Here is a 26,936-nt window from a genome sequence, read left to right as displayed (position 1 = left end):
GTTCCTTGATGTATCAAAAACTTAAATACATATGAAAGAAGATTTGCTAAATAAAATACAATCTTACCTAGACCACCCCTTGGAGGAAGTGGAATCTATAAAAAGCATTAATCATTCAAAGTTCCATGAAAATTATTTGAAAATGAACAAACCTGTTGTCATGACACAAATGATGGACAACTGGGAGGCTTCAAAAACATGGTCACTTGATTATTTTAAAACTATAGGAAAGAATAAAACCACCTATGTTTCCAAAGGCAATAATTTTCAAGAAAACACAAAATGGGAATACGGAAATTTTTTGGACTCTATCAACAAGATAGAAGATACAAAGGATCCAAGCTCGGGAGGCTATTTAATGAATCTGTCTATTTTACACCTTTTTCCAGAACTTCAAAATGATGTAGACTTTTCCTTAATTTCAAATTATAAGGTTAGGGATTCACTTTCTTTATGGATTGGTCCAAAAGGAACGTTGACTGGATGGCATACGGATAGATTGGCTGACAATATTTTAGCACAAATTGAAGGAAGTAAGCTTGTCCTTCTTGCCCATCCAAACCAGACTAAATACATGTATCCAAGCCCCAAATATGAACCAGGGTCAAAGCTAAGTCAAATAGACATGAGAAACTTTGATGAAACACAATTTCCACTGTTCAAAAAACACGCCAAAGTATCTTATGTTGTTTTAAAAGCTAACCAGATGCTCTTTATACCAAAACTTTGGTGGCATTGTGTTTATGGCCTTGAAGTTTCTATTAGCTCCAACAATTTCGGGTTTTCTTTTGCCGATAATATAAAAATGAAGGCCAATGAATTTGTGAAAAGGAAACTACATAACCTAGGTCTATATGGAAAGGATTGCGTTTGTCATTATTATGACAATAATGGAATTAGACATAAATATAAACATCATTAACCCCTAATTATCACAACCTACACGCTTTGAAAAAAATAATACGCATTACTACGATATCAAACTCTTTATGCTATTTATTGAAAGGGCAGCTAAAATATATGGGCCAGTTTTATGAAATGGTTGGGGTTTCAGGAAAGGGAGAAAGCCTAGGTCTAGTTGAAAAAAATGAGAACGCTAGAATCCATGCCATCGAAATGACAAGAAGTATCACTCCTATCCAAGATTTAATTGCAACCTATAAGTTGTATAAATTCTTTAAAAGGGAGCAGCCTTTTGTTGTTCATACCCACACCCCAAAAGCAGGGACCCTTGGTATGTTAGCTGCTAAAATTGCAGGAGTTCCAAATAGGGTTCATACCATTGCCGGGCTCCCTCTTCTTGAGGCAAAAGGAGTAAAGCGTACATTATTAAATAATGTAGAAAGATTAACCTATAAATGCTCAACCCATGTTTTGCCTAACTCTTTTGAATTAAAGCGCACTATTTTAGATTTAAAATTTACATCAAATGAAAAACTTAGTGTAATTGCAAATGGAAGTTCGAACGGCATAGATGAGCAGCATTATGATGTTAGGAATATATCGGAATCTAAAAAAAGCGAATTACGCCAAAAACTTAAAATTGACAATTCAGACATTGTATTCATTTACCTAGGAAGAATTGTAAAAGACAAAGGAATTAATGAATTGGTTGTTGCTTTTGACCGCCTATCAAGAACATACCCTAAAAGTAAACTATTAATAGTTGGGCCTCGAGAAGACGACTTGGATCCCATCTCCAATACATCAGAAGAAATAATTAAAAAGAATAATAGCATTATTGTTCCGGGAGCTCAAACCGATATACGTCCTTTTGTAGCTATTTCAAATGTGTTGGCCTTCCCTAGCTATCGAGAGGGATTTCCCAACGTGGTATTACAAGCAAGCTGTATGGGACTTCCCTGCATTGTAAGCAATATTAATGGTTGTAATGAAATAATTACGGATAAAGAAAATGGCCTAGTTATCCCCCCAAAAAATGAAGAGGCATTATACAATGCAATGAAATTCATGATAGAAAACCCAGATTGCCGAACTAAAATGTCTCTGGGATCTAGAGAGAATATTGTAAACAAATACCAACAATCTTTGGTTTGGAACGAATTGCTGAAATTTTATAGAAGTTTAGAAGAATCATAATATGTACCAGTCTATTTTTAAGCGAATATTGGATATAATACTTACCTCCTTAGGTATGGTTCTTTTATTTCCAATGTTCATCACTTTTATGATAATATTATGGTTTAAAAATGATGGTCAGCCTTTCTACTATCAAAACCGACCTGGTAAAGGTGAAAAACTATTCACCATTATAAAATTCAAGTCCATGAATGATAAGAAGGACTCCAACGGACAATTGTTACCAGAATCCCAGCGCCTTACATCCATAGGTGAATTTATTAGGAAATTCTCGTTGGATGAAATTCCTCAACTCTTAAATGTTATGAAAGGTGATATGAGCTTAGTTGGTCCTCGCCCACTCCTGCCAAGATATTTGCCAAGATATAATGAAAAACAAAAGCACAGACATGATGTAAAACCAGGCATTACCGGATGGGCTCAGGTAAATGGCAGAAACTCCTTAAGTTGGGAGCAAAAATTTGAATATGATATTTGGTACGTTAATAACTTATCTTTTTTACTGGACATGAAAATTATGTACTTGAGTATCATTAGAGTCCTTCATAAAGAGGATGTTTACACCATTGAAAATGATATTACACCTGAATTTATGGGTAGCCCCAACAGTAAATTTTAATTACAAATCGGATAAAATGTAGATAATTAGGCTTTGAAAATAATTTAATATAAAAATTTATGGTAATACTGGGATTAAATTATTATTTCCATGATTCAACAGCATGCATCATCGAGGATGGAAAATTAATTGCTGCTATTGAAGAAGAACGCCTCAACCGTGATAAACACACAAGAACCTTTCCTAAATTAGCAACTGAACGGTGTTTAAAAATTGCAGGCCTTACATACCATGATATTGACCATATTGCAGTATCCATTAAGCCAAACCACAACCTTGGCAAAAAAATCGCATATAGCCTTAAGCACTTAAAAACCTTACAGCCATTTATTAATCATGAACTTGTTCATGGCTACAATAAGCAAAAAGACTTTTGGAATTGGTTTTCCTATCATTGGACCAATCAAAAAACGGGGCCAAAAGTCCATTTTATACAGCACCATTTATGTCATGCTGCAGGAAGTTTTTATGTCTCTCCCTATAAAGAAGCTGCCCTGTTAGGTGTTGATGGTTCTGGTGAATGGGCAACAACCTGGTTAGGCCACGGAAAAGGCAATTCAATTACCTGTCTAGGACAATCTTACTTTCCTCATTCCTTAGGTTCATTTTATGAAGCCGTAACCCAATTTTGTGGTTTTAGGACGAGTTATGATGAAGGAAAAACAATGGGCCTAGCGCCAATGGGTGATCCAAACGTATTTTTGAAAGAAGTTGAACAAATTGTTACCGTTAACAATAAAGGTCAATTAATTTTTGATTTAAGCTATTTCAATTTTCAAAATATGAGCTGGAGACGGTGCTCAGAAAAGTTCTACAAAGTATTTGGCCAGCCTAGAAATAAAGACGAAGATTTTCAAAAGCACCATATGGATGTTGCGGCAGCTTTTCAACGTGTATTAGAAAATCGCGTTCTAGAAATTTGCAATATCCTTTATAAAAAAACAAAAGCCGATTACTTGGTTATTTCTGGCGGCGTATCACTTAATAGTGTTATGAATGGAAGGATAGTAAAAGAAGGGCCATTTAAAGATGTGTATGTAATGCCGGCTGCAGGAGATAATGGCACTGCAATTGGTGCTGCATATTATTTGTACAATGGAATATTAAAACAACCAAGAAATTTTGTACATCTCAACCCGTATGTAGGAACAACTTATTCCAATGAAGACATTGAAAAAGTACTAAAAGGAGCTAAACTGGAATACGAATCACATCAGGATATCTCCGACACAACTGCCAAACTCTTGGAAAAAGGCAAGATAATTGGCTGGTTCCAAGGCGCCATGGAAATTGGTCCAAGGGCACTTGGGAGCCGCAGTATCTTGGCAAATCCGGCCTTTCCAGATATGAAAGACAAAATAAATGCAGAGGTTAAATTTAGGGAGGCTTATAGACCATTTGCTCCCTCTACCATTTTGGAAGCTAAAAATGAGTTTTTTGATTTAAGCGTTGAAGCTCCGTTTATGCTAAAAGTTTGTAATGTACTTAAAGAAAAGCAATCTGTCATACCTGCCGTGACCCATGTAGATGGCAGTGCTCGTCTTCAAACAGTTAACAAAAATTTACACCCTCAATACTATAATCTTATTGAAAACTTAGGTAAACGCACTGGTATTCCTGTCGTATTAAATACTAGTTTCAACATACAGGGTGAACCGGTTGTAGAATCACCACAAGATGCCATTCGCTGTTTTTTTTCTACAGGACTTGACTATTTGGCCATTGGGGATTTTTTGATATCAAAAAAAGCCTCAAACAAAATCCAAAAAAAATAGAAATAAAAGATGTACATGGAGTAACTTTATGATATACAACAATATAAATATTCCTTACTTTCATAAAAGCCTGATTAGTTTCATGTGAAAACAAAGAATAATTTAAAATTAAATGTAAAAGTTCATAAGCAATGTATACTATTCAATAACATATAATTTGAATTTCATGGAACTGCTTGTAAAAAAAATACAGAATGAATCCGATTTCACTGAGTATCTAGAAATTCTAGAGTCTTTTGATATAACCAACCCTTTTTACAGGATTATTGATGCAAATCTTAATGAACTTACGGAAGGAAATTTAAGGTGCTTTGTTATGCAAAATAATGATGGGAAAATCATTATTGTTATGCCCTTTTTACTGAGAAAAATAACCTGCCAAAATCAGGAAAAGCAATATTATGATGTAATTTCCCCCTATGGTTATAGTGGCCCGTTGTTTAACAGAACTTTATCACGGGGTTGGCTACTACTATTCTGGGAGCTGGTTGACAATTGGTACCGAGACAACAATGTTGTTTCAGAGTTTATCAGGTTTAATTTATGTAATAATTATGATTTTTATACAGGAGTATTAATTCCTACCCTAAGCAATGTAAGAGGCGCAATCATCAACGAAAAGGATCAATGGAGTAACTTTAAACAAAAAGTACGGAACAACTACAGAAGAAGCATATCCAACAATTTAAAAATAGAGATAGTCTTTCGCGATATAGAGGATTCAAAAATAGAATTGTTCCATGGTATTTATACAAAAACAATGGCTAGAATCCATGCTGAAAGAGAATACTTCTACTCCATTCATTGTTTGAAAAACATAATTAAATTGAGTAAGGGCAAATGTTTAATTGCATTTACATATTTTAATAACATCGCAATTTCTACTGAATTAATATTGATTTCAGGCACAACATTGTTTTCCTATTTAGGAGGCACTCTATCTAATTACTTTAACCTAAGGCCAAATGATTTTCTAAAATTGGAGGTAATAAAATGGGCTAGGAAAAACCATATGGACTATTATGTTTTAGGAGGGGGCAGAACTAACTATGACAGCCTTTATAAATATAAAAAATCCTTCTTCCCTAATGATAAGGATTCTGTTTATTATACCGGAAGAAAAATTGTCAACCAAAAGGCTTATGATATGTTATGCTCTGTATTTAAAACTAATGTTTCAGATATGGACAAAATGACCTGCAAATATTTCCCTGCGTACCGACAAAACAATGAATCGATGAAGAGGTGTGTATATAGATAATTTCAAAACATGTATCAAAAACAATCTTTTTACATTAATTTTCTAAAACCAACAATGGATTTCATTTTGGCTACTATAGGAATGATTTTACTTTCACCTCTCTTTTTAATTATCCTAGTTGTTTTATGGTTCAAAAATAACGGCAAGTTTTTTTTCTATCAAGAACGTCCCGGAAAAAATGAAGCCATCTTTAAAATTATTAAATTTAAAACCATGAACGATAGGAAAGATGCAAATGGGCAATTGCTTCCACCAAAAGAACGATTAACTAAAACAGGAATGTTTTTACGTAAATACTCTTTGGATGAAATTCCCCAATTGATAAATGTCATTAAGGGAGACATGAGCCTTATTGGGCCAAGACCTTTGCATGTTAGGTATTTGCCTCTTTACAACGATTTCCAAAAACAACGACATGATGTAAAGCCAGGGATTACCGGTTGGGCCCAAATAAATGGTAGAAATTCCATTTCTTGGGAAGAAAAATTTAATTTGGATGTGTGGTATGTCCGCAATATTTCATCCAAGTTGGATTTAAAAATAATCTTTGCTACCATTTTTAAAGTATTCAAAAAGGATGGAATTTATTCTCCCGAGAATGATATTGTTCCAGATTTTACTGGAACCCTCAAGACTGAAAATTCATTTATAGATTATGATTAATATATTATTTACATGTGCAGGTAGGCGCACCTATTTAATCAATTATTTCAAACAAGCTTTAAATGGAGACGGTATCGTTTATGCAGGGGATTTAAGCGCAAGTGCTCCAGCTATGGTGGAGGCCGATAGGGCTATACTTTTTCCAAGCATTTATTCCAATAATTATATTGATGAGCTGAAATCGGCAATTAAAAAACACAATATTAATGCAGTAATATCATTGAATGACTTAGAATTACCTCTCATTTCAAGGCATAAGGAAGAACTGGAATCTACAGGGACAAAAGTGATTATTTCTGATGAAAGGGTTATTGATATAGCATACGACAAACTAAAAACACATAATTTCATTCAATCCATTGGACTAAATTCTCCTCTTACTTACAACAATCTTGACGATACAAAAAAGGCTTTAGAAAAAAAGGAACTAAACTTCCCTTTGGTTGTTAAACCTCGGTGGGGAAGTGCTTCCAAAGGGCTAGAGTTTGCTAACAACATGGAAGAACTTGAACTTATATTCAAATTACAAAAACTTAAGCTAAAAACTACTTGCCAAAATTTCAATTTACCAGAAAAATTCAAAGAATTGATAATACAAGAAAAAATACCTGGTCAAGAATTTGGAATGGATATTGTCAATGATCTTAACGGTAATTATATAGGTACTTTTGTTAGAAAAAAGTTATACATGAGATCTGGAGAAACCGATAAGGCTATTTCTGTAATTGATCAAAAATTCGAAGATTGCGGCCAACAAATTTCAAAATATCTTGGGCACGTTGGTAATTTGGACTGTGATGTATTCCTTACAAACAACAAACTTTATATTTTAGAATTAAACCCTAGATTTGGTGGCGGTTACCCCTTTTCACATGAAGCAGGAGTTAACACTTCGGCCATGTATATTGAATGGCTAAAAGGAAACTCAGATATTTCAAGATTCATGAAATACAAACCTAATATAATGTACTCTAAATGCGATAGATTACTAAGAATTAATTAAGTATGATTCGTTGTGATTTTTCAGCTCCATTTATCACTAAGGTGTCCCCATTAATTTTTTTATAAACTTTAATATTTTCAATCGGCTCTGGGTTAGCAAATAGAAACGAGTAAACATATTTTCTGTAATAATCGGATTTATAATCATCTAAATCCACCGTGGTAAAGGTTTGATCCAATTGAAAATCATCAATGTTTTCAATTTTTATTTTGGTATTATACAAGCGGTCTCTCCTAGACTTTAATTGAAACAGGAAGCGTCTGTAAAATATGTTTACATTCTTTTGTCTTAAATATTGCTTGAACTTAAAAAACAAACTTAATTTCCAGGCCACCGTTCTGGCAAAAAGCGATTTCGAATCATACAAAATATGATAGTCAAAATGATATTGAACGTTCCCCCATTCTTCCTTAAAATCAAAGTACCCTTTAGAGAAATCAGCAATTTTCATATTATGCTCAAAGCACCACTCTATAATTTTAATTATTGATATTTTTCCAATATTGAATTTATAGTAATCTGTATCAAAAACTGTGATTGAGACAAATACTATAGTATCGGAATTTATGTTTAGGGTAATTGCTATAGGTGAGTTTCCATTATAAATAACAAATAAAGTAGCTTGTTCCCTTTGAAGCATTTCAAAAACATATTCTCTATAAAACTCCCATTTGTTAGATTGTAAGTGATGATAATTGAATTGCTTGTCGGCAAATCGTTTTGTCAATAATCCATGAAATTGCTCAAAAAGCACCTCAAATGAAGTTCTATCTAAATCACTATTGTGAAACTTATAGGAAATATTAAAGCAATCCTCCAACCTTCGCTTCCTTGACTTGTACCCCCTTATATTTTTTGAACTAATTCTACTTTTGATGTATTCCTGAGGTGTGCTGTAGTCTTTAAAATCCAACAAAAATCCATCATATTGATAAATCGTTTTACATCTTAAATCGGTTTGACTTTGATCCAGAGATGGGACGTTAAAATACTCTGGAATATCATAAACCAAGAAAACCTTGTTTTTATAATCCTTAGCTTCATAATTAAGGTTATAACATACTCCTTTCGTTAAATTTTTTCCAACATTGATATAAAATGGTTTCCAATTCCCTTTAAAAAATTTGACATTTGGAATAAAATCAAACTTAACCACATCTCGGTTTTCGTTGAAATATTTAGACCATAATTTGACAAAGGCACTTGAGGTAAATGGGTTGTTCATGGTACAATAAAATTAAAGGCTCTAACATAAATGTATAATAAAAATAATACTTTAAAGAAAAGACATGACTGAAAAACAATAACTTAACATTGAAAACGTAAAAATCTTCCCATTTATCGGTTTTATTCTTGAGCAATCTAAGTATTGTCTGATATTTATAGTTTGTGAGTAAACTTTTTGAAGGGAATTTGTTTCATAACCTTTAATTAGTCCGTAAATTTGAATGAATTTATCCCTATCCAATAAAATAGCCAGAACCAACAAAGCAATTGCATGAACTCAAAGATATGGCTTTCCTCTCCTCACATGGGAGGAAAAGAACAACAGTATATTAATAAGGCATTTGAAACCAATTGGATCGCTCCATTGGGACCAAATGTTACGGGGTTCGAAAAGGATTTGGAATCCTATTTGGGTATGAACAGTCATGCCACGGCTCTAAGTTCTGGTACGGCTGCAATCCATATAGCTTTGATCCTTTTAGGAATTGGCCCAAATGACGAGGTGATATGCCAAAGCAAAACTTTTGCCGCTTCTGCAAACCCAATAACCTACCTTGGTGCAAAACCGGTTTTTGTGGACAGCGAAACCGAAACTTGGAATATCTCTCCGGAACTCCTTGAAAAGGCCATAAAAGATAGAATTGCAAAGAATAAAAAACCTAAAGCAATCATCACGGTTCACCTCTATGGAATGCCCTATTTGGTAGCAGACATTCATAAAATAGCATCAGATTATGAAATCCCCATCATTGAAGACAGTGCTGAAGCCTTGGGGAGCTCCTTCAGCAATCAAAAATGTGGCACATTTGGATTTATTTCTGTTCTTTCCTTCAATGGCAATAAAATAATTACAACTTCTGGAGGAGGGGCAATTATAACCAAAGACAAGTCCTTAAATGAAAGAGCCTTGTTTTTAGCAACCCAAGCCAGAGATAATGCTGCGGAATATCACCATTCCACAATTGGGTATAATTATAGAATGTCTAATGTTCTTGCAGGTATAGGCCGAGGACAAATGAAAGTTTTAGATGAAAGAGTTCAACAGCGAAGGAGCAACTACCAAACCTACCATGATCAATTAAATTTTATTGACAAGATAGCTTTCCTAAATGAACCTCCGAATTATAAATCCAACCGATGGCTAACATGCTTCCTTCTAGATTCAGAGAAAACCAGAGAAGGTTTAAGAATATATTTAGAAAAGCTAAATATAGAATCCCGACCATTATGGAAACCGATGCACTTACAGCCTATTTACAAAAATAGTCCAGCATACACGAATGGGGTTTCAAGCGACCTTTTCAAAAGAGGTTTATGTATTCCAAGTGGGTCCAATTTAACTGAAGATGAAATAAATAGAGTAATATTGGCAATAAAAATGTATTTTAGAGTATGAATTTGGATTTCATAAATAAACTAACCCAAAGATATGCCTCCAAATGGTTGGTATTACTCTTTGATTTATGTATTATCATCTTCACTTTCCTCCTCTCCTATTTAATTAGGTTCAATTTTAGAATTAATTTCGACTTCTTTCTTATGTTAAAACAACTTCCCTTTGTTGTTTTGGCAGCCTGTCTTAGTTTTTTGGCGGTCGGGTCTCATAAAGGAGTTGTAAGATATACCGGATACAAGGATATCATCAATATTATTATTGGAACAAATATTTTGGCTACTATCCTAATTATCACTACTTATTTTAGTAGGAAATACAATTACGAAAGTATATTCAATATTTCTGGGTCCATCATTTACATTCACCTGTTGCTCAATATTTTATTCCTGATTGGAGCAAAACTTTTCATTAAATCCATGTATAATAGCCTTATCCAGGATTTACAACCTATTACCAATGTTTTGATTTATGGTGCTGGTAGCTCGGGAATGATTACCTATGACGCCATAACAAATGATCCAAAAACCAATCATAATGTAGTTGGTTTTATTGATGACAACGAAAGCAAAATAGGAAAAAAAATAGATCTCTTGTATGTCTATAGTCTAATTAAAATAAATCATCAATTCGTTTCAAAAAACAAAATTGACGAAGTAATTATTTCTATTCAAAGCATCGACCCTACTCGTCTTATGAATATTACAGGGTATTTGTTAGAGCTTAAGTTAAAGGTTAAAATAGTCCCCCCTGTTCAACAATGGATTGATGGCGATTTGAGTATTGGCCAAATTAAAGATGTTAAAATAGAAGATCTATTGGGGCGCGAACCTATATCTATTGTAAATCCAGAGCTTGAAAACCAATACGATGATGAAATAATATTAATTACTGGGGCTGCTGGCTCAATAGGTAGCGAAATAGCCCGTAAAATCACTCAATATAAATATAAGAATTTGATTCTTGTGGATATTGCAGAATCAGCTTTGTATGACATTCAACAAGAGTTTTCAAGGAAAGAAATTGAAAATTTTACTGCCATCGTTGCAGATGTCAGGGACGAAAACAGAATGGATGAAATATTTAACAGAACAAAACCTAAAATAGTATTTCATGCCGCTGCATATAAGCACGTCCCTTTAATGGAAAGCAACCCTTACGAAGCTGTTAGTGCTAATATTACAGGGACCAAAAATGTTGCTGATTTATCCGTTAAGCATGCTGTAGATAAATTTATTTTTATTTCAACGGACAAAGCTGTTAACCCAACTAATGTCATGGGAGCTACAAAACGCATTGCAGAATTGTATGTGAATTGCCTTCAGAATGGACCGGGACACACCAAGTTTATTACCACACGTTTTGGTAATGTTCTTGGCTCAAATGGCTCCGTGATTCCATTGTTCAAAAAACAAATTGAAGAAGGCGGCCCACTTACCGTAACACATAAGGATATCACAAGATATTTCATGACTATTTCAGAAGCATGTCAACTCGTTCTTGAAGCGGCAACAATGGGTGATGGTGGTGAAATTTTTGTGTTTGATATGGGGTCCTCTGTTAAAATATTTGATTTAGCCAAGAACATGATTGCACTTTCAGGTTTAAGGTACCCTGAAGATATTAGTATTAAAATTACAGGATTGAGGCCTGGTGAAAAAATATATGAGGAACTTCTTGCCGATGGAGAAAAGACTAGACCAACCTATCACGAAAAGATAATGATAGCCCTTGTTGCAAATATTGATGCTGAAGATATTTGTTGCAAAATCACTAACTTATGTAATATTTATTCTAAAGTTCAAAATTTGGAAATTGTAGCGCAAATAAAAAATATTATCCCTGAGTACCTATCAAACAATTCCAAGTTTGAGGTTTTAGATATTAAAAACTAACATCAAAAGTCCTGTTGATATGAAACTTATTATATCTACAAAATTGTTTTCACACAAGAATGCAATACTTCTCTTTTTGGTTGCTTTTTCAGTTTCCTGTGCAAGCAGAAAAGATTTTGTGTATTTTCAAGATGAACCTGTAAAAAAACAAGACATAAGTCTAGTGAACACCGAATTGGTTTATGGCACTGACGATCTTCTAACAATAGATGTTTCATCTCTTGACCCAGAAGCATCAAGACCTTTCAATCTTCCTGTTGTATCGTATTCTATGTCAGTAATAGGAGCACAAGGAGAATTAAAAATGCAAACATACCTTATAGATTCTAATGGAAATGTTGAATTTCCGGTATTGGGTACCGTTAAACTAGGAGGTCTTACAAGAACCCAAGCCACGGCTTATTTAAAGGAAAGGCTTTCTGAATATATTAAAGACCCTATTATAAATATTAGGCTTGCTAATTTTACGATTACCGTTCTTGGAGAAGTTAATAAGCCTGGAACCTACACTATTCAAGATGAAAGAATTTCAGTTAGTGAAGCCTTAGGTCTCGCCGGAGACTTGACTAATAATGGTAAACGGACTAATGTTTTTTTGATTAGAGAGACGGGAGGTGAAAAACGTTTTGCTAGACTAGATCTTACTTCTGTTAACTTAGTCAATTCTCAATTGTATTATATGGCACAAAACGATGTTTTAGTGGTTGAGCCTAATAGAGCCAGAAGAAATGCTTCTACATATAATCCAAATACAGCAGTAATAATCTCAGCCATATCTACATTAGCAACCATTACAGCAATTTTTGTTGTAAAATAATCTACAATGGAAAACCAAAATGTAAATACCAAGGAATTAGTAAATAATGTGGTAGGCACCTACTTATCACAATGGAAACTCATTTTGGCTTGTCTTGTCACTGCATTATGTCTAGCCTTTTTAAAAATTAGGTACACCTCCCCTATGTATGAAGCTACTGCATCGCTTAAAATTAAAGAGGATAAAAACTCCAATAAGCTTGCTGAAATTTCCACGCTTCAAAATTATGGGATGTTTTCGAATAACTTTTCGAATGTTAACGACGAAATAGAAATCATTAAATCCCGCACAATTATTGATGCAGTTGTAAAAGACCTTAAACTGAATATTAAACAATATGTAAGTGGTAAAATTTTGGATGGAGAAGCTTACACAGCGCCCCCGTTTACTATTAACTTTCTTGAAAGTGATAGCATCATAGACAAGGTCGGCAAATCTTTATTCATAAAAGTCCTTTCCCCGCAGCAGTTCGAACTTTCATATACAGATAACTTCAAGCTATTCAAATTAGGGGACCCCCCTTCTGAAATCTATAATTTTGGAGACAAAGTGTCTTGGGATTACGGAGAATTCATCCTTACGCCCAATATTGGAGTTTACGGAACAGCAGTAGATTCCTATGTTGAAATAAGAATCACTCCTTTAGATAATGTAATTGAAGGTTATCTTAGTAAAATAAAAATAGAAAGCAGCAAAGAGTCCAATGTTATTAAGGTATCCGTTACCGAAGAAATTCCAGAAAAATCCGTCGTGGTTTTAAATAAGCTTATTGAAAAATACAATCAAGATGTCATCAATGATAAAGAACAAATCATAGAAACAACCTCGGCTTTTATTACCAATAGATTGGATATGGTTTCAAGGGAATTAGAAGAGGTTGATTTTACAGCTGAAAGTTTACAGAAATCCAATAAGCTAACAGCTCTTAATTCTCAGGCCAACATCTATTTGCAAAGTGAAAAAGAGACAGAGTCAAGAATAATCGAAACCTCAAACCAATTAGAGCTTATCGATTATATGCAAGATCATTTGGATGACCATAGCAGCAATGCAGACCTGCTGCCGGCTGATATTGGAATTTCAGATAATTCAGTAGGCCAGATTACAAAGAGTCATAATGAATTGGTTCTTCAAAGAAATAGAATTTTAAAAAATTCAAGTGAAAAGAATCCTACTGTCATCAATTTAGACAATCAAATTGCAGCATTAAAAGAAAATTTAAAGCAAAGCTTAAACAATATAGAGAATACAAATAAAATAACTCTTAATAATCTAAACAATGAGGAGGAAAGAATAAATGCTCAGATTTATTCAGCTCCAACAAAAGAGCGCCAATTCCGAGATATTAAAAGACAGCAAGACATTAAAGAATCTCTTTACTTGTATTTACTTCAAAAAAGAGAGGAAACCGCAATAACCCTGGGCATGTCAGCTCCCAATGCAAAAGTAATAGATCAAGCCTATTCCCAATCAACACCGGTTAGTCCAAAGAAAAAAATCATTTATCTAGCATCTTTTTTAATCGGTTTAACTATTCCGATAGGTTACTTATACATCAAAGATTTATTAGATAATAAAGTTCACAATAAGGATGACCTACAGCGAATACTAAGCGCCCCCTATATTGGGCACATTCCTAAGTCAATTCGTTCCAAAAACAATATAATAAAGAAAATTGACTATTCTCCAAAAGCGGAAGCCTTTAGAATTCTACGAACCAACATTAATTTCTTGTTAAAAGACAAAAAAACAAAAGGAAATACAATTTTTGTCACCTCTACTACAAGTCAAGAAGGTAAATCTCATACTTGTGTAAACCTAGCTACTTCCTTCTCGTATTCTGGGCAAAAATGCCTCATACTTGAAACGGATATTAGAGTTCCTAAGGTTGATGACTATCTCAATATCAAAACGCACAAAGGACTTACAGACTTTATTAGTGATCAAGAATTATCTATAAATGATATAACCGTCAATATTGAGGGAAATGACCATTTATTTTTAATTCCATCTGGAACTATCCCTCCAAACCCTGCTGAGTTGCTAATGAGTGAAAGAGTGGGAGAATTATTTAATGAGATTAAAAATAAATATGATGTAATTATTGTTGACACTGCTGCGGTCGGATTGGTTACAGACACGCATTTAATTAGCCAATACGCAGATATGTTTTTATATGTGGTTAGTGTAAACAATGTTGATAAGCGCCAGCTCCATATTGCACAAACCTTATATAAAGAAGGGAGACTTACCAATATGGCCGTTGTTTTAAATGGCACCAATTCTAAAAGCGGGTATGGCTACAGCTATGGCTATGGTTATGGAAAAAACCCAAACAAAAAGAAATGGTTTAGATTCAAAAAATAACTCTTAGCTGTCTAGCTTTCTCCTTGAGCGCTCTTTTTTAAGTAAATTAAGCTCCCTAGTAGTTTGTCCTGCAACAGAAGTATTCTCTTCTGCCCTTCTGATTAAATAAGGCATCACGTCCTTTACAGGGCCAAATGGCACATATTTAGCAACGTTATAACCTTCGTGGGCAAGATTGAAACTTATATGATCACTCATGCCATAAAGCTGTCCAAACCATACTCTATTGTCATTTCGAGAAATTTTATATTGCTCCATCAAATCCATAGCCAAATAACAACTGTATTCATTATGGGTTCCTATGAAAACAGCGATGTCATTTAAATTTTCCAGACAATACATCAACGTATCATTAAAGGTTTTGTCTGTTAATTCTTTGGTTTCACAAATTGGCGATGCATACCCTTTATCTTCTGCTCTTTCGCGCTCCTTTTCCATATAGGCACCTCTAACAATCTTCACGCCTATTTTAAATCCATCCTTTTGAGCTTGTTCGTGCAATGATTTAAGAAAATCCAAACGATCCCACCGGTAAGTCTGAAGCGTATTGTAAACTATGGGTTTTTCAGTATTGTAACGACGCATCATTTCTTCCACTAAAGCATCTGCGGTATTTTGCATCCAGCTTTCTTCAGCGTCAATCAAAATTTCAACATCTTTCTCCTTGGCCAATTTACACACCGTATCAAAACGCTCTACAACACGGTCCCACTCCTTTTGTTCAGAATCCGTAAGGGTTTTTCCTTCTCCTAGTTTTTGATATAAATGAAACCTTCCAAATCCCGTTGGTTTAAAAACAGCAATTGGCATCGCCTTTCTTTCATCTGCAAAACGAATGATTTTTAAGGTGGTTTCCATGGCCCCATCAAAATGTGCTTCCGTTTCTTTTCCTTCCACCGAAAAATCCAATACAGAGCACACTCCTTTGTCATACATCTTGTCAATGACATTCAAACAATCCTCTTCATTTACACCTCCACAAAAATGATCAAAAACCGTAGCCCTAATCAATCCTTCAACTGGTAAATGCGCCTTTAAAGCGAAGTTAGTTGCCGCAGTACCAATCCTGACCAAAGGCTCATGGGAAATCATTTTAAACAAAAAATAGGCGCGTTCTAGTTCGGAGTCACTTTTTAACTCAAAAGCAACTTTTGTGTTGTCAAATAATTGTTTTGTTGTCATTTGAAAAAAATAATGCAAATATATTTATTCGTCCCCTAATTTTATCCTAAAAAACTCCTTATTTTCACACCATATTATTAACTTTTTTTGCACTATGAAATCCATCATATCAACATCTTCCAAAGTTCACTTTAACGACGAAGCCTACACCCAATTAAACCAATATTTAGCTAAGAATAGGTTCTCCAAAATTTTTGTCTTGGTAGATTCCAACACCCACGGTTTGTGCCTCTCTCGATTCTTGCCAAAAGTGGAAACTGATGTGGAAATTGAGATTATTGAAATTGAACCTGGGGAACAGCATAAAACCATCGAAACTTGTGTAGGAGTGTGGAACGTATTATCAGAATTAGGTGCGGACAGAAAAAGTTTACTGCTAAATCTTGGTGGAGGTGTTGTGACCGATTTGGGAGGTTTTGTAGCCTGCACTTTTAAAAGGGGAATCAAGTATATCAATATCCCTACTACCCTCCTGGCCATGGTAGACGCTTCTGTTGGTGGTAAAACCGGAGTGGACCTAGGTGCTTTAAAAAATCAAATAGGTGTGATAAGTTCTGGTGAAATGGTGGTTATAGACACTTCATTTATCAATACCCTTCCTCAAAATCAATTAAAATCTGGTTTGGCAGAAATGTTGAAACACGGGCTTATTTACGACAGAACCTATTGGGATAGAATGACCGATTTAGCTCATTTAACTCTGCATGATCTAGACAATTTAATTTACGAATCAGTACTTATTAAAAACGATATTGTTGAGAAGGATCCTTTTGAAAATAATTTGAGAAAAACCTTAAATTTTGGGCATACTTTAGGACATGCCATTGAATCCCATTTTTTGAACCACCCTGAAAAACCTGAATTGCTGCACGGAGAAGCGATTGGCATAGGCATCATTATGGAGTGTTTTATTTCATCTGAACTTACTGGATTATCTAAAGCAGACCTAATAGAAATTCAAGATGTAATTAGTGAAATCTACGAATACGTGCAAATTGAAGAAGCTGATTTTGAAAGTATCATAGAACTTTTGAAGTACGACAAAAAGAACGAACACGGTAATATCAACTTTGTGCTTTTAGAAAGTATAGGCACACCTAAAATTGATTGTACGGTTGACAACCAGCTTATCCTGAAAGCTTTTGAATATTACAAAAGTTGTTATAAATAACGATCCCGAATGATTTGGCAATGATGGTTTTCATGGCCAAGTATGATAAACCCAATTGCCCTTACAGAGATATCTGATTGATTAGCCTTTCCTATGATAGACAGCATATCTTCAGAAAAACTATTGAATAAAGATACTGTACTAGCTCTTACCGTCACATATTCATCGATTAAATCGGACATAGATTTAGTATTGGCATTACTGTTCAATACATAATCATCTTGTTCGAAACCAGGAAGGGAGGTTGAATCTTTTCTTGAAATACAAAGTGCCCTGTAAGCAAATACCCGTTCTGTATCAACAATATGCTGCACAAGTTCTTTAATCGTCCATTTTCCTTCCGCATACTTAAATAAATGCTTGTCCAATTGAATTTGCTTCAAAAACTGCTTAATCACTATACCATTAGTTTTTAAACCACTCAATAGTTCAAGTCCTCCAGATTTATCAATGTAAGATTGATAAAACGGATGGTATTCTTCTAGGGTTAAATCTTCTCTTTTCATCTTAATTGAATTATAAAAAAAAGAGCTATCATTAATACTTAACAATAGCTCTTTTCTAAAAAAAATGTAACGTTATTTAACTTATTACAATTCATTAAAAATTGTATGCATCAAACGTTTTTTATCATTAATACTTTCTTCCAAAGAAATCATGGTTTCCGTTCTGTAAACACCATCAATGTCATCCAACATGAAAATTACGTCTTTGGCATGATCTGTATTTCTTGCTCTAATCTTACAGAAAATATTAAATTTTCCAGTTGTAATATGCGCTACAGTTACATATGGAATTTGATTAATACGTTCCAATACAAATTTGGTTTGAGACGTATTTTGTAGAAACACACCTACGTAGGCAATAAATGAGTATCCTAGTTTTTTGTAATCCAATGTTAATGAAGACCCTTGGATAATCCCTGCTTCCTCCATTTTTTTAACTCTCACGTGAACAGTTCCTGCGGAAATAACCAATTTTTTTGCGATGTCTGTAAAGGGAATCCTAGTATTATCGATCAACATATCCAAAATTTGGTGATCGATTTCGTCTAATTTGAATTTAGCCATATTTAAGTTCTATTAAATTTAAAACAAAAATAATAGATTTTCTTTGAAGATAATACAGTATATCACATTTTTTTTACATTATTAATGATATTTTATGATTTTCAATGAAAACGAAATCGATTTCGCTCCCCTCCTGAAGCTCTGTGTTTTCAGGGGTTAACACCCTCTGTTTGTTAGCATTATAAGCTTTGTGAGCATGCAATTCTCCACATTCCGAGAAGCGCGCAATTTTAGGTGTAAATTTAACACTTATTTCTTCCAGCTGCTCCTCATACTGGATGCAGACGTCGCAAATTTTTCCATCCACAAGGGCATCCCTTATGATAATGTCATGAAAAAGTTTTTGGTTTTCGGGAATCGTTAAATATAACTCGTAATTTTCTCCTTTTATATCATTAGAAGCGATATAATGAAAAGACAACATTAAAGCATAGTAAATAAGCTTTCTGGTTTCCTCTCTAGGGTAATCACCCGGATAATGACCTGCTTCAAATAATATGGTGGGAACTCCCAAATTTTGAAACGTATCCCCTACACAGTTTATATTAAAACTATCATCATAAATTCCTACTTGATTAGGAATAACGGTTTGTAAATGCCTGTTCATTTCTCCGATAATCTCCATAGCCACCTTTCTATTGAGAGTCAACGACCGCTCCCTATCTTGGGATGGGGATAAAAAGGATACTATAGCCGAATTATCACTAGCTCCTGCACTAAATATGGTACGCTGTCCATGTAGATTATAGCAATAATGAGGATCAAAGGCTTCAAAACAGTGTTTCAGTACTAAACTTTCGGGCTGCGTAAGGTTTTGAGCATCTCTATTAAGGTCTACTTGGTTGGCATTTATTCGTGTGTAGGCTTCAGCACCATCTGGACTGAGAATTGTAATTACTTTAAAGGTACAATGATCCAATAGTTTTGAGCCAGCTTCTGATGGCTGTTTAAAAAAGTTAAACACATCAAATAGAGCTTTAGTAGTAGTGCTTTCGTTCCCGTGCATTTGGGACCATAACAGAAGTCTTTTAGGGCCATGACCAAAAGTAACAGAATAAATGTTTCGTCCCTTAACCGATTTTCCAATTACTTCCACCTTAAACAGAGAAGGGAGCTGTTTAAGTAAAGGTTCTATGGAAGAGTTATTGATATATCTATGATGTAGTGATTTTTCACAAATCAAATCGTATTCCTGAGATAGGGTATCTATTGTCATCTTCAAATTTTAGGTTACAAAGGTAAACAAAGGAATATTTACAAGTGTAAACAGACGAATTAATGTATTCAGTATACTTTTGTAACAGTTTCATGGTGGCTAAAAGGCTGTTTATATGTAATGATTATGAATAATTTAATCAAATTCTTCCGGTAGATATAAATCATTGAATTCCTGTTAATTAAAGTCTGTTAATTAAAGTTAAATACTAAGATATCTTAGTGTGGTTTCAACTTTTTTCACCATTGTAACCAATATTATTTTACATTTGTAACGAACCCTTATAGAACTTATTGTTTACAATGATAAACAACGATGACTTTGTTAAACGCCTACAAAAAGTAATTCAATATTACGGAGAAAGCGCCTCTTCATTCGCTGAAAAAGTGGGTGTACAACGCTCCAGTATTTCACATATACTATCGGGAAGAAACAAACCTAGTCTAGATTTTGTCCTTAAAATTCTGCAGGCATTTCCCGAAGTGGAATTGTATTGGCTCTTGAATGGGAAAGGCGTATTTCCTTCGAAACCTATGGCTCCTCCTATTTCAGGACAGACCTCCCTCCCTATTGTGGAGCGTGAGGTTGAGTTAAATGAAGATCCTAAACAGACTCCAGCTTATACGGAAAAACAAACTAATAAGGCTATTGAGCGTATCGTTATATTTTATACAGATGGAACCTTCAAGGAATACCATAAAGAATAAAATCATTTAGTAATTTTGTTCGAAATCTAAATAATGAAGATATTTTATACCCTTTTAAGTTGCTTGATTTTTACCAGTTGTTTTAATGTAGAACGCAATTGTTCAGATTATAAAACAGGGACTTTCCAATTTAATTATCTGGAAGATGGCGTTGAAAAAACCGGAAAGTTTGTACGTACAGAAGCCTATAGCATTGACTATTTTGATGGTAGAATAGACTCCTCTTCCGTGCGATGGATCAACGATTGCGAGTTTATCCTAACTAATCTGCATCCTAAATCCAATCAGGAAAAGAAATCGATCCACATGAAAATAGTCAGTACAACCAACGATAGCTACACCTTTGAATATAAATATGCCGTAAAAGAAAGCAATCGCCCGGACAGAGTTGTTAAGGGTGTTGCCCAAAAAATTGACTAACCAATGCTTGAGTTTTTGTTAACCGGGGAAGCCATTATGGCGCTACTCACCCTCACTTTTCTTGAGGTTGTCCTTGGTATAGACAATATCGTGTTCATCTCTATAGCAGCTAATAAATTACCTGACAGCCAACGTTCAAAAGCCACTAACATTGGCCTTTTATTAGCAATGATACAACGTATTGTACTGTTGTTTTTTGTGTCATTTTTAATTGGTTTAGACAAGCCATTTTATATCATTGATACTGGTTGGTTACATATTGGTGTTAGTTGGCAAGCTATAATTTTATTTTCCGGAGGCTTATTTTTGATTTACAAAAGCACCTCTGAGATTCGTGAAAAAGTGGAAAATCCTTCTCATGACGAACAATCGGTAAAGTCTAAAACTATAAAATCATTGTCCCAGGCATTAGTCCAAATACTAATTATCGATTTTATTTTTTCCATAGATTCCATCCTGACCGCAGTAGGAATGACAAATGGTTTACACCCCAATCATAATTACGCCCTAATGTTGATGGTTATTGCTGTTGTAATTTCCATAGGAATTATGATTCTGTTTGCTAACCCAGTGAGAAAATTTATCGACAATCACCCGAGTATGCAAGTTTTAGGACTAGCCTTTCTTATCTTGATTGGGTTTATGCTCATTACCGAAGCTGCACATTTATCTCACACCTCAATATTTGACCAAACCATTGGAGCCATTCCAAAAGGCTATTTGTATTTCGCCATTGCATTTTCTCTCTTTGTAGAATTATTGAATTTTAAAACTTCCAAAAAAAAGATACGTCAAAAATAAAAAGGAGAATTTTCTTTTCAGTATAAATTGCCTTGAAAACGAAATAAGACCAATTTTTCACACTTGCTTATAATTCGCGTATTTGAATTTGTATCGAACAAACCTCCGAATATGCAAAATATAGCAAGGGGGTTATATCACTACTTCAAACCAAAAAAAAAAAAGGGTCAAATCATTAAACAGATTTGACCCTTTTTCAATTTTAATTTTTAGATGAATTTAAAACAAGGCTGTTTGCCCTTGATCATCTTCCTTATCTATTTCGGTATTATCTTTTGAAGTTGAAGCGCCTTCATTATTAGCCTCCTCTTTTTTGTCGGACACGTTAGTTTCATCTACCACTTCCAAGTCGTCGGCATGAACCTCTTCTGGAGCTTCATAAGGTAAAGGATCCAGCAAGCTAATTTGATTTACTTTGAATTTGGTCAACTGATTTCCTAGAGCCGAAATTCCTTTCACACTTATAAACTCCTCAAGGTTCACCTGAAGATTTTCTTTTCTGTCTTTCCCTCTTTCTTTTGTGAACTCAATTTCTGCCATTGGTTTCCAATCTGTAGACACTATTTCCAATTGCGAATTTGGGTGATCTGGAATAAAACTATCTTCACGACCTTCATTCTCTATAAAAAATCGTTTTACATAATACAATTCCTTTTCACCATTATAGTAAATAGCAGAAATAGGCTTTTTAGGAATCCACTTTTCCATAATGATCATATCATTATCAAAATGAGCTGTCAATTCCGGAGTGATAGTTTTTACAATACCGGATTGATTAATGATCAAAATACGGTCCTCACCCCTAAATTCTCCTAGTAATTCTCCTCTCCCATCTACATTTAAACGTTGGACAGCGTCGTCAAACCAAATTTTGCGAGGTTTTAAGGTAGATACACCTTTCTCCTTCAATTCTATACGCTTAACAGAGTATTTTGTCACCAAATTTCCTTTGGAAGCTCTTCCTTTTATCAAGATATCTGCAAAATCCAAATCCCACTTTAGCTTTTTGATGCTACCTACTTGGCGCAACAATACAGTTACAACTTCCGCCTCACCATTTGGATTGGCAGAAAAATACAACAATGTTGAGCCCTTAGTTCCATTGGTAAGATCATATTCTCTATCACGGGTAATTGAAGTAACAGCGAAACGTTTCACATATGCTGGACCGCCTTTACCATCGCGATACATCATGTTATAGATAGTACGTTTGTCCTTTTTCTTAAATACTGCAACGTGGATAATATCCTTACCAATAAAGGTTTTGGTGTCCACTTTGGTAACCATCATTTTTCCATCACCTGTGAAAACAATGATATCATCGATATCGCTACAATCACAGACATATTCATCCTTTCTAAGCGATGTTCCTATAAAGCCTTCTTCCCTATTGACATACAATTTTGTATTTCTTATTACCACTTTTGTGGCGTCAACATCATCAAATACACGGATTTCAGTTTTACGTTCTTTCCCTGGCCCGTACTCTTTTTTAAGTCTTTCAAAATAAGCAATCGCATAGTCTATAATATTGGCAAGATGATGTTTTACTTCTGCAATCTGCCCCTCAAGAGCTTCTATTTTTTGAAGTGCTTTGTCAATATCGAATTTAGAAATACGCTTGATTCGGATTTCTGTCAAACGTACAATATCGTCCTCGGTTACAGCTCTTTTCAAATGCTTCACATGAGGCTCTAGTCCTTTGTCAATCGCCTGGATAACACCTTCCCAAGTTTCTTCTTCCTCAATATCCCGATAAATCCTGTTTTCAATAAAGATACGCTCCAAGGATGCAAAGTGCCACTGCTCTTCAAATTCTTCCAACTTGATCTGAAGATCCTGTCTCAACAATTCAACAGTATTATCTGTAGAGCGCCTCAACATTTCCGACACCCCAATAAAGAGTGGTTTGTTGTCTTCAATAACACAACCCAATGGTGAGACAGACATTTCACAATTGGTGAATGCATACAAGGCGTCAATGGTTTTATCAGGAGAAATTCCTGCTGGCAAATGCACCAAAATTTCAACTTCGGCAGCTGTATTATCCTCTATTTTTTTGATTTTAATCTTGCCTTTATCATTGGCTTTAAGAATAGAATCTATTAAAGTAGAAGTGTTAGTCCCGAATGGTATCTCTGTTATAACCAGCGTGTTCTTGTCGTATTGGGAAATTTTCGCCCTTACCCTAACACGGCCTCCACGGTTACCGTCGTTGTAGTTGGTAACATCTGCTATTCCTGCGGTTGGGAAGTCTGGAAAAATAGTAAAACGCTTCCCGTTTAAATGCTTCACGGAAGCATCAATAAGTTCGATAAAGTTGTGTGGTAAAATTTTTGTAGACAATCCTACGGCAATACCTTCTGCTCCCTGCGCCAACAACAATGGGAACATTACCGGCAGGTTTATGGGCTCCTTTCTCCTTCCATCATAGGAAGCCTGCCATTCGGTAATTTTAGGATTGTAGATTACATCCAAGGCAAACTTTGACAAACGAGCTTCAATATAACGGGAAGCCGCAGCACCATCACCGGTTAAGATATTCCCCCAGTTTCCTTGAGTATCAATCAATAAATCCTTTTGGCCAATTTGTACCATGGCATCTCCAATACTGGCATCCCCGTGGGGGTGATACTGCATGGTGTGTCCAACAATATTGGCTACTTTATTATAACGACCATCATCCAAGTCTTTCATGGAGTGCATGATTCTTCGCTGTACGGGTTTAAAGCCGTCTTCTATCGCAGGGACTGCCCGTTCTAGAATTACATACGAGGCATAATCTAGAAACCAATCTTTGTACATCCCCGTAACCCGGGTAATGGTTTCCTGTTGATCGTCTCGTTCATTATTTAGCAAATCGTCGTTATCTTCTGTCATTAATTATTTAGATTTTCTATTTACTTTAATCATTTTGCTCAAAGATTGCTTAATGTATTTCCGCTTTCTTCGAGATACCAAAGTGATATTAAAGCTTTCTTTGTTTATATTTCCGCGCTTATCTTTGATGTAAAGCGACAAGGACTTATACACTATAAAATTGTTGATTCGAAATCTTACCAACTGCTCTTTGGTAAATTCCACTTTATGTTCCCTATAGTTAAAATAGTCCGCCAACAACAACCCTCTATTGATAACCACTACTTTAACACCATCACTATCATATTCAAAATATCTGGATATATAGTAAACAATAGAAAAGAGCGCTATAAAACCTCCGGTAACCAAAGTAAAGGTGACAAACGGATTGTCGCTCACATCTGAAAAAGCGCTAAAAACCGTTGCTAAAAGTATGGCAAGAACAATCAGTATAAAATATACCGAAATGATAACATTCTTGACTTTAGCATTATTGGTTCTCATAGATCCCCTACTTTTCTTCCACTACGTCTAACTCTACCTTAAGATTGTTGATGATGAATTCTTGTCTAGACGGTGTATTTTTACCCATGTAGAACGCCAAAAGTTCTTCTATAGACTTGTCCTTATCCAACATTACAGGATCCAAACGGATGTCTTCCCCTATAAAATGCCTGAATTCATCGGGTGAGATTTCACCAAGCCCCTTAAATCGGGTGATTTCTGGTTTTGGCTTTAATTTATCAATGGCATAATGCCGTTCTTCATCAGAATAACAATAGATGGTTTCCTTTTTATTACGCACCCTAAACAAAGGCGTCTGCAATATGTACAAATGACCTTCTTTAATGACTTCCGGGAAAAATTGCAAAAAGAAAGTAATCAATAGCAATCTAATGTGCATCCCATCCACGTCGGCATCGGTGGCGATTACAATATTGTTATAACGTAGGTCTTCTAAAGACTCTTCAATATTTAAAGCTGCTTGCAACAAGTTGAATTCCTCGTTTTCGTAAACGATCTTTTTAGTCAACCCATAACAGTTCAAAGGCTTCCCTTTCAAACTAAATACCGCTTGGGTGTTCACATCTCTAGATTTTGTGATACTTCCAGATGCCGAATCCCCCTCGGTAATAAATAGCGTAGTCTCTAGATTGCGTTCATTTTTTGTATCCCCAAAATGAATCCTACAATCACGCAACTTTTTATTATGAAGGTTAGCTTTTTTAGCTCTGTCCTTCGCCAATTTACGGATTCCAGAAAGCTCCTTGCGCTCCCGCTCTGCCTGAAGAATCTTTCTTTGGATTCTATCGGCCGTTTCCTGGTTCTTGTGTAAATAATTATCTAAATGTGTTTTTAAGAAGTCGTTTACATAAGTTCTTACCGTAGGTAAATCGCCACCCATATCGGTAGACCCCAATTTGGTTTTGGTCTGACTCTCAAAGACAGGCTCCATAACCTTGATGGAAATAGCTGAAACCACAGACTTTCTAATATCCGAAGCATCATAGTTTTTTCCAAAGAATTCCCTTAAGGTTCTTACCAAAGCTTCTCTAAAAGCGGCTAAATGCGTTCCTCCTTGTGTGGTGTTTTGCCCATTAACAAACGAGTGGTACTCTTCGCTATATTGCGTTTTACTGTGAGTTAAAGCAACTTCTATATCATCACCTCTTAAATGAATGATTGGATATGCCAGATCAGACTCATTGGTATTATCTCCCAATAAATCCTTCAATCCGTTTTCACTATAGAATTTTTCTCCATTGAAAACTATGGTCAACCCCGGGTTAAGATACACATAGTTGCGGAGCATTTTCTCTACATACTCACTTCTGAACTTATAATTCTTGAAAATGGTATCGTCCGGAACAAAGGAAACTTTGGTTCCTTTACGTCTAGAGGTGTCCTCCAGTAGTTCTTCGTTGGTAAGGTTTCCTTGATGGAACTCCGCAGAAGCAGACTTTCCATCTCTGGTAGACTCTACCCTAAAATAAACCGACAAGGCATTTACCGCCTTGGTACCAACTCCGTTTAATCCAACCGATTTTTTAAAGGCTCGGGAATCGTACTTCCCTCCTGTGTTCATTTTTGAAACAACATCCACAACCTTCCCTAATGGAATACCACGACCATAGTCACGTACAATCACCTTATTCCCTTGAATGGAAATTTCGATGGTCTTTCCTGCTCCCATGACAAACTCGTCAATAGAGTTATCCAACACCTCTTTCAAAAGGATATAAATACCATCATCTGGAGAAGAGCCATCACCAAGCTTCCCGATATACATTCCAGGACGCATCCTGATATGTTCTTTCCAATCGAGTGAGCGAATATTGTCTTCGGTGTAATTGGTTTGTTCAATCATATAACAAGCCTGTGCAATTATT

General features: G+C 35.1%; 23 protein-coding genes. 15 read left to right on the top strand and 8 right to left on the bottom strand.

All coding sequences use genetic code 11. The annotated features are described in order from the left end of the window. Window positions 1-31: 31 nt before the first annotated feature. From ZA05_RS15230 to ZA05_RS15200, 7 genes are all read left to right on the top strand, one after another. Window positions 32-922, top strand: coding sequence for a cupin-like domain-containing protein (locus ZA05_RS15230; RefSeq protein ID WP_053992537.1), 891 nt, complete (start codon window positions 32-34; stop codon window positions 920-922). Between the two features lie 26 nt (window positions 923-948). Further along, the gene (locus ZA05_RS15225) at window positions 949-2,100 is read left to right on the top strand and encodes a glycosyltransferase family 4 protein (RefSeq protein ID WP_231632503.1); all 1,152 of its coding nucleotides are present in this window, start codon (window positions 949-951) and stop codon (window positions 2,098-2,100) included. Window position 2,101: 1 nt separating this feature from the next. Continuing rightward, a complete protein-coding gene (locus ZA05_RS15220) occupies window positions 2,102-2,719 on the top strand; it encodes a sugar transferase (protein ID WP_053992535.1) in 618 nt (205 codons plus the stop codon). Window positions 2,720-2,778: 59 nt separating this feature from the next. After that, complete coding sequence (locus ZA05_RS15215) at window positions 2,779-4,494, top strand: carbamoyltransferase C-terminal domain-containing protein (RefSeq protein ID WP_053992534.1); 1,716 nt, start codon at window positions 2,779-2,781, stop codon at window positions 4,492-4,494. Between the two features lie 166 nt (window positions 4,495-4,660). Next, window positions 4,661-5,755 (top strand): GNAT family N-acetyltransferase, encoded by a 1,095-nt coding sequence (locus tag ZA05_RS15210; RefSeq protein ID WP_053992533.1) that lies wholly within the window; start codon window positions 4,661-4,663, stop codon window positions 5,753-5,755. Window positions 5,756-5,764: 9 nt separating this feature from the next. Beyond that, on the top strand, window positions 5,765-6,418 hold the full coding sequence (locus ZA05_RS15205) for a sugar transferase (protein WP_082333805.1): 654 nt from the start codon (window positions 5,765-5,767) through the stop codon (window positions 6,416-6,418). After that, entirely contained in the window at window positions 6,411-7,421 is a 1,011-nt protein-coding gene (locus ZA05_RS15200; protein WP_053992532.1) for an ATP-grasp domain-containing protein, read from the top strand. Before ZA05_RS15205 ends, ZA05_RS15200 begins: the two co-directional genes overlap by 8 nt. Here ZA05_RS15200 and ZA05_RS15195 read toward each other — a convergent pair. Beyond that, window positions 7,414-8,646: a GNAT family N-acetyltransferase gene (locus ZA05_RS15195; protein ID WP_053992531.1), complete on the bottom strand. Its 1,233-nt coding sequence runs from the start codon at window positions 8,644-8,646 to the stop codon at window positions 7,414-7,416. The two genes, ZA05_RS15200 and ZA05_RS15195, sit on opposite strands and share 8 nt — an antisense overlap. A gap of 273 nt (window positions 8,647-8,919) precedes the next feature. Here ZA05_RS15195 and ZA05_RS15190 point away from each other — a divergent pair, with 273 nt between their 5' ends. From ZA05_RS15190 to ZA05_RS15175, 4 genes are read left to right on the top strand one after another with little or no spacing between them, the layout of a single operon-like run. Further along, window positions 8,920-10,044: a DegT/DnrJ/EryC1/StrS aminotransferase family protein gene (locus ZA05_RS15190; RefSeq protein WP_053992530.1), complete on the top strand. Its 1,125-nt coding sequence runs from the start codon at window positions 8,920-8,922 to the stop codon at window positions 10,042-10,044. After that, complete coding sequence (locus tag ZA05_RS15185; RefSeq protein WP_053992529.1) at window positions 10,041-11,936, top strand: nucleoside-diphosphate sugar epimerase/dehydratase; 1,896 nt, start codon at window positions 10,041-10,043, stop codon at window positions 11,934-11,936. The genes ZA05_RS15190 and ZA05_RS15185 overlap by 4 nt, the downstream gene beginning before the upstream one ends. Window positions 11,937-11,955: 19 nt before the next feature. Further along, window positions 11,956-12,753, top strand: a complete 798-nt coding sequence (locus ZA05_RS15180; RefSeq protein ID WP_082333804.1) for a polysaccharide biosynthesis/export family protein — start codon at window positions 11,956-11,958, stop codon at window positions 12,751-12,753. Between the two features lie 6 nt (window positions 12,754-12,759). Beyond that, window positions 12,760-15,120 (top strand): tyrosine-protein kinase family protein, encoded by a 2,361-nt coding sequence (locus ZA05_RS15175; protein WP_053992528.1) that lies wholly within the window; start codon window positions 12,760-12,762, stop codon window positions 15,118-15,120. 3 nt (window positions 15,121-15,123) lie between these two features. Here the strand turns inward: ZA05_RS15175 and ZA05_RS15170 are convergent, their stop codons facing one another. After that, on the bottom strand, window positions 15,124-16,302 hold the full coding sequence (locus ZA05_RS15170) for a proline dehydrogenase family protein (protein ID WP_053992527.1): 1,179 nt from the start codon (window positions 16,300-16,302) through the stop codon (window positions 15,124-15,126). A gap of 94 nt (window positions 16,303-16,396) precedes the next feature. Here ZA05_RS15170 and aroB point away from each other — a divergent pair, with 94 nt between their 5' ends. After that, a complete protein-coding gene (aroB, locus tag ZA05_RS15165) occupies window positions 16,397-17,473 on the top strand; it encodes a 3-dehydroquinate synthase (protein WP_053992526.1) in 1,077 nt (358 codons plus the stop codon). On the opposite strand, the gene ZA05_RS15160 is transcribed toward aroB, so the two are convergent. From ZA05_RS15160 to ZA05_RS15150, 3 genes are all read right to left on the bottom strand, one after another. Continuing rightward, window positions 17,464-17,979 carry a DinB family protein gene (locus ZA05_RS15160; protein WP_053992525.1) on the bottom strand — a complete coding sequence of 172 codons (516 nt, stop codon included), beginning with the start codon at window positions 17,977-17,979 and terminating at the stop codon, window positions 17,464-17,466. The two genes, aroB and ZA05_RS15160, sit on opposite strands and share 10 nt — an antisense overlap. A gap of 84 nt (window positions 17,980-18,063) precedes the next feature. Beyond that, a complete protein-coding gene (locus ZA05_RS15155) occupies window positions 18,064-18,543 on the bottom strand; it encodes an Lrp/AsnC family transcriptional regulator (RefSeq protein WP_053992524.1) in 480 nt (159 codons plus the stop codon). 73 nt (window positions 18,544-18,616) lie between these two features. Next, window positions 18,617-19,759 carry a M14 family zinc carboxypeptidase gene (locus ZA05_RS15150; RefSeq protein ID WP_053992523.1) on the bottom strand — a complete coding sequence of 381 codons (1,143 nt, stop codon included), beginning with the start codon at window positions 19,757-19,759 and terminating at the stop codon, window positions 18,617-18,619. 302 nt (window positions 19,760-20,061) lie between these two features. Between ZA05_RS15150 and ZA05_RS15145 the strand changes: the two genes are divergently transcribed. Genes ZA05_RS15145 through ZA05_RS15135 form a run of 3 tightly spaced genes read left to right on the top strand, consistent with a single transcriptional unit; the run spans window position 20,062 to window position 21,687 of the window. Continuing rightward, on the top strand, window positions 20,062-20,466 hold the full coding sequence (locus ZA05_RS15145) for a helix-turn-helix transcriptional regulator (RefSeq protein ID WP_053992522.1): 405 nt from the start codon (window positions 20,062-20,064) through the stop codon (window positions 20,464-20,466). 33 nt (window positions 20,467-20,499) lie between these two features. Next, window positions 20,500-20,886 carry a hypothetical protein gene (locus tag ZA05_RS15140; protein ID WP_053992521.1) on the top strand — a complete coding sequence of 129 codons (387 nt, stop codon included), beginning with the start codon at window positions 20,500-20,502 and terminating at the stop codon, window positions 20,884-20,886. A gap of 3 nt (window positions 20,887-20,889) precedes the next feature. Beyond that, complete coding sequence (locus ZA05_RS15135) at window positions 20,890-21,687, top strand: TerC family protein (RefSeq protein ID WP_053992520.1); 798 nt, start codon at window positions 20,890-20,892, stop codon at window positions 21,685-21,687. Window positions 21,688-21,906: 219 nt separating this feature from the next. Here ZA05_RS15135 and ZA05_RS15130 read toward each other — a convergent pair whose 3' ends face one another. From ZA05_RS15130 to ZA05_RS15120, 3 genes are read right to left on the bottom strand one after another with little or no spacing between them, the layout of a single operon-like run. Further along, the gene (locus ZA05_RS15130) at window positions 21,907-24,567 is read right to left on the bottom strand and encodes a DNA gyrase/topoisomerase IV subunit A (RefSeq protein WP_053992519.1); all 2,661 of its coding nucleotides are present in this window, start codon (window positions 24,565-24,567) and stop codon (window positions 21,907-21,909) included. Between the two features lie 3 nt (window positions 24,568-24,570). Beyond that, window positions 24,571-25,050, bottom strand: coding sequence for a hypothetical protein (locus ZA05_RS15125; protein ID WP_053992518.1), 480 nt, complete (start codon window positions 25,048-25,050; stop codon window positions 24,571-24,573). Window positions 25,051-25,057: 7 nt separating this feature from the next. Next, the gene (locus tag ZA05_RS15120) at window positions 25,058-26,914 is read right to left on the bottom strand and encodes a DNA topoisomerase IV subunit B (RefSeq protein ID WP_053992517.1); all 1,857 of its coding nucleotides are present in this window, start codon (window positions 26,912-26,914) and stop codon (window positions 25,058-25,060) included. Window positions 26,915-26,936: the final 22 nt, after the last annotated feature.

Source organism: Mangrovimonas sp. TPBH4 (genome assembly GCF_001280505.1).
In the GTDB taxonomy this organism is placed as follows: Bacteria; Bacteroidota; Bacteroidia; order Flavobacteriales; family Flavobacteriaceae; genus Mangrovimonas_A.
This window is presented reverse-complemented; position numbering and strand designations above follow the sequence as displayed.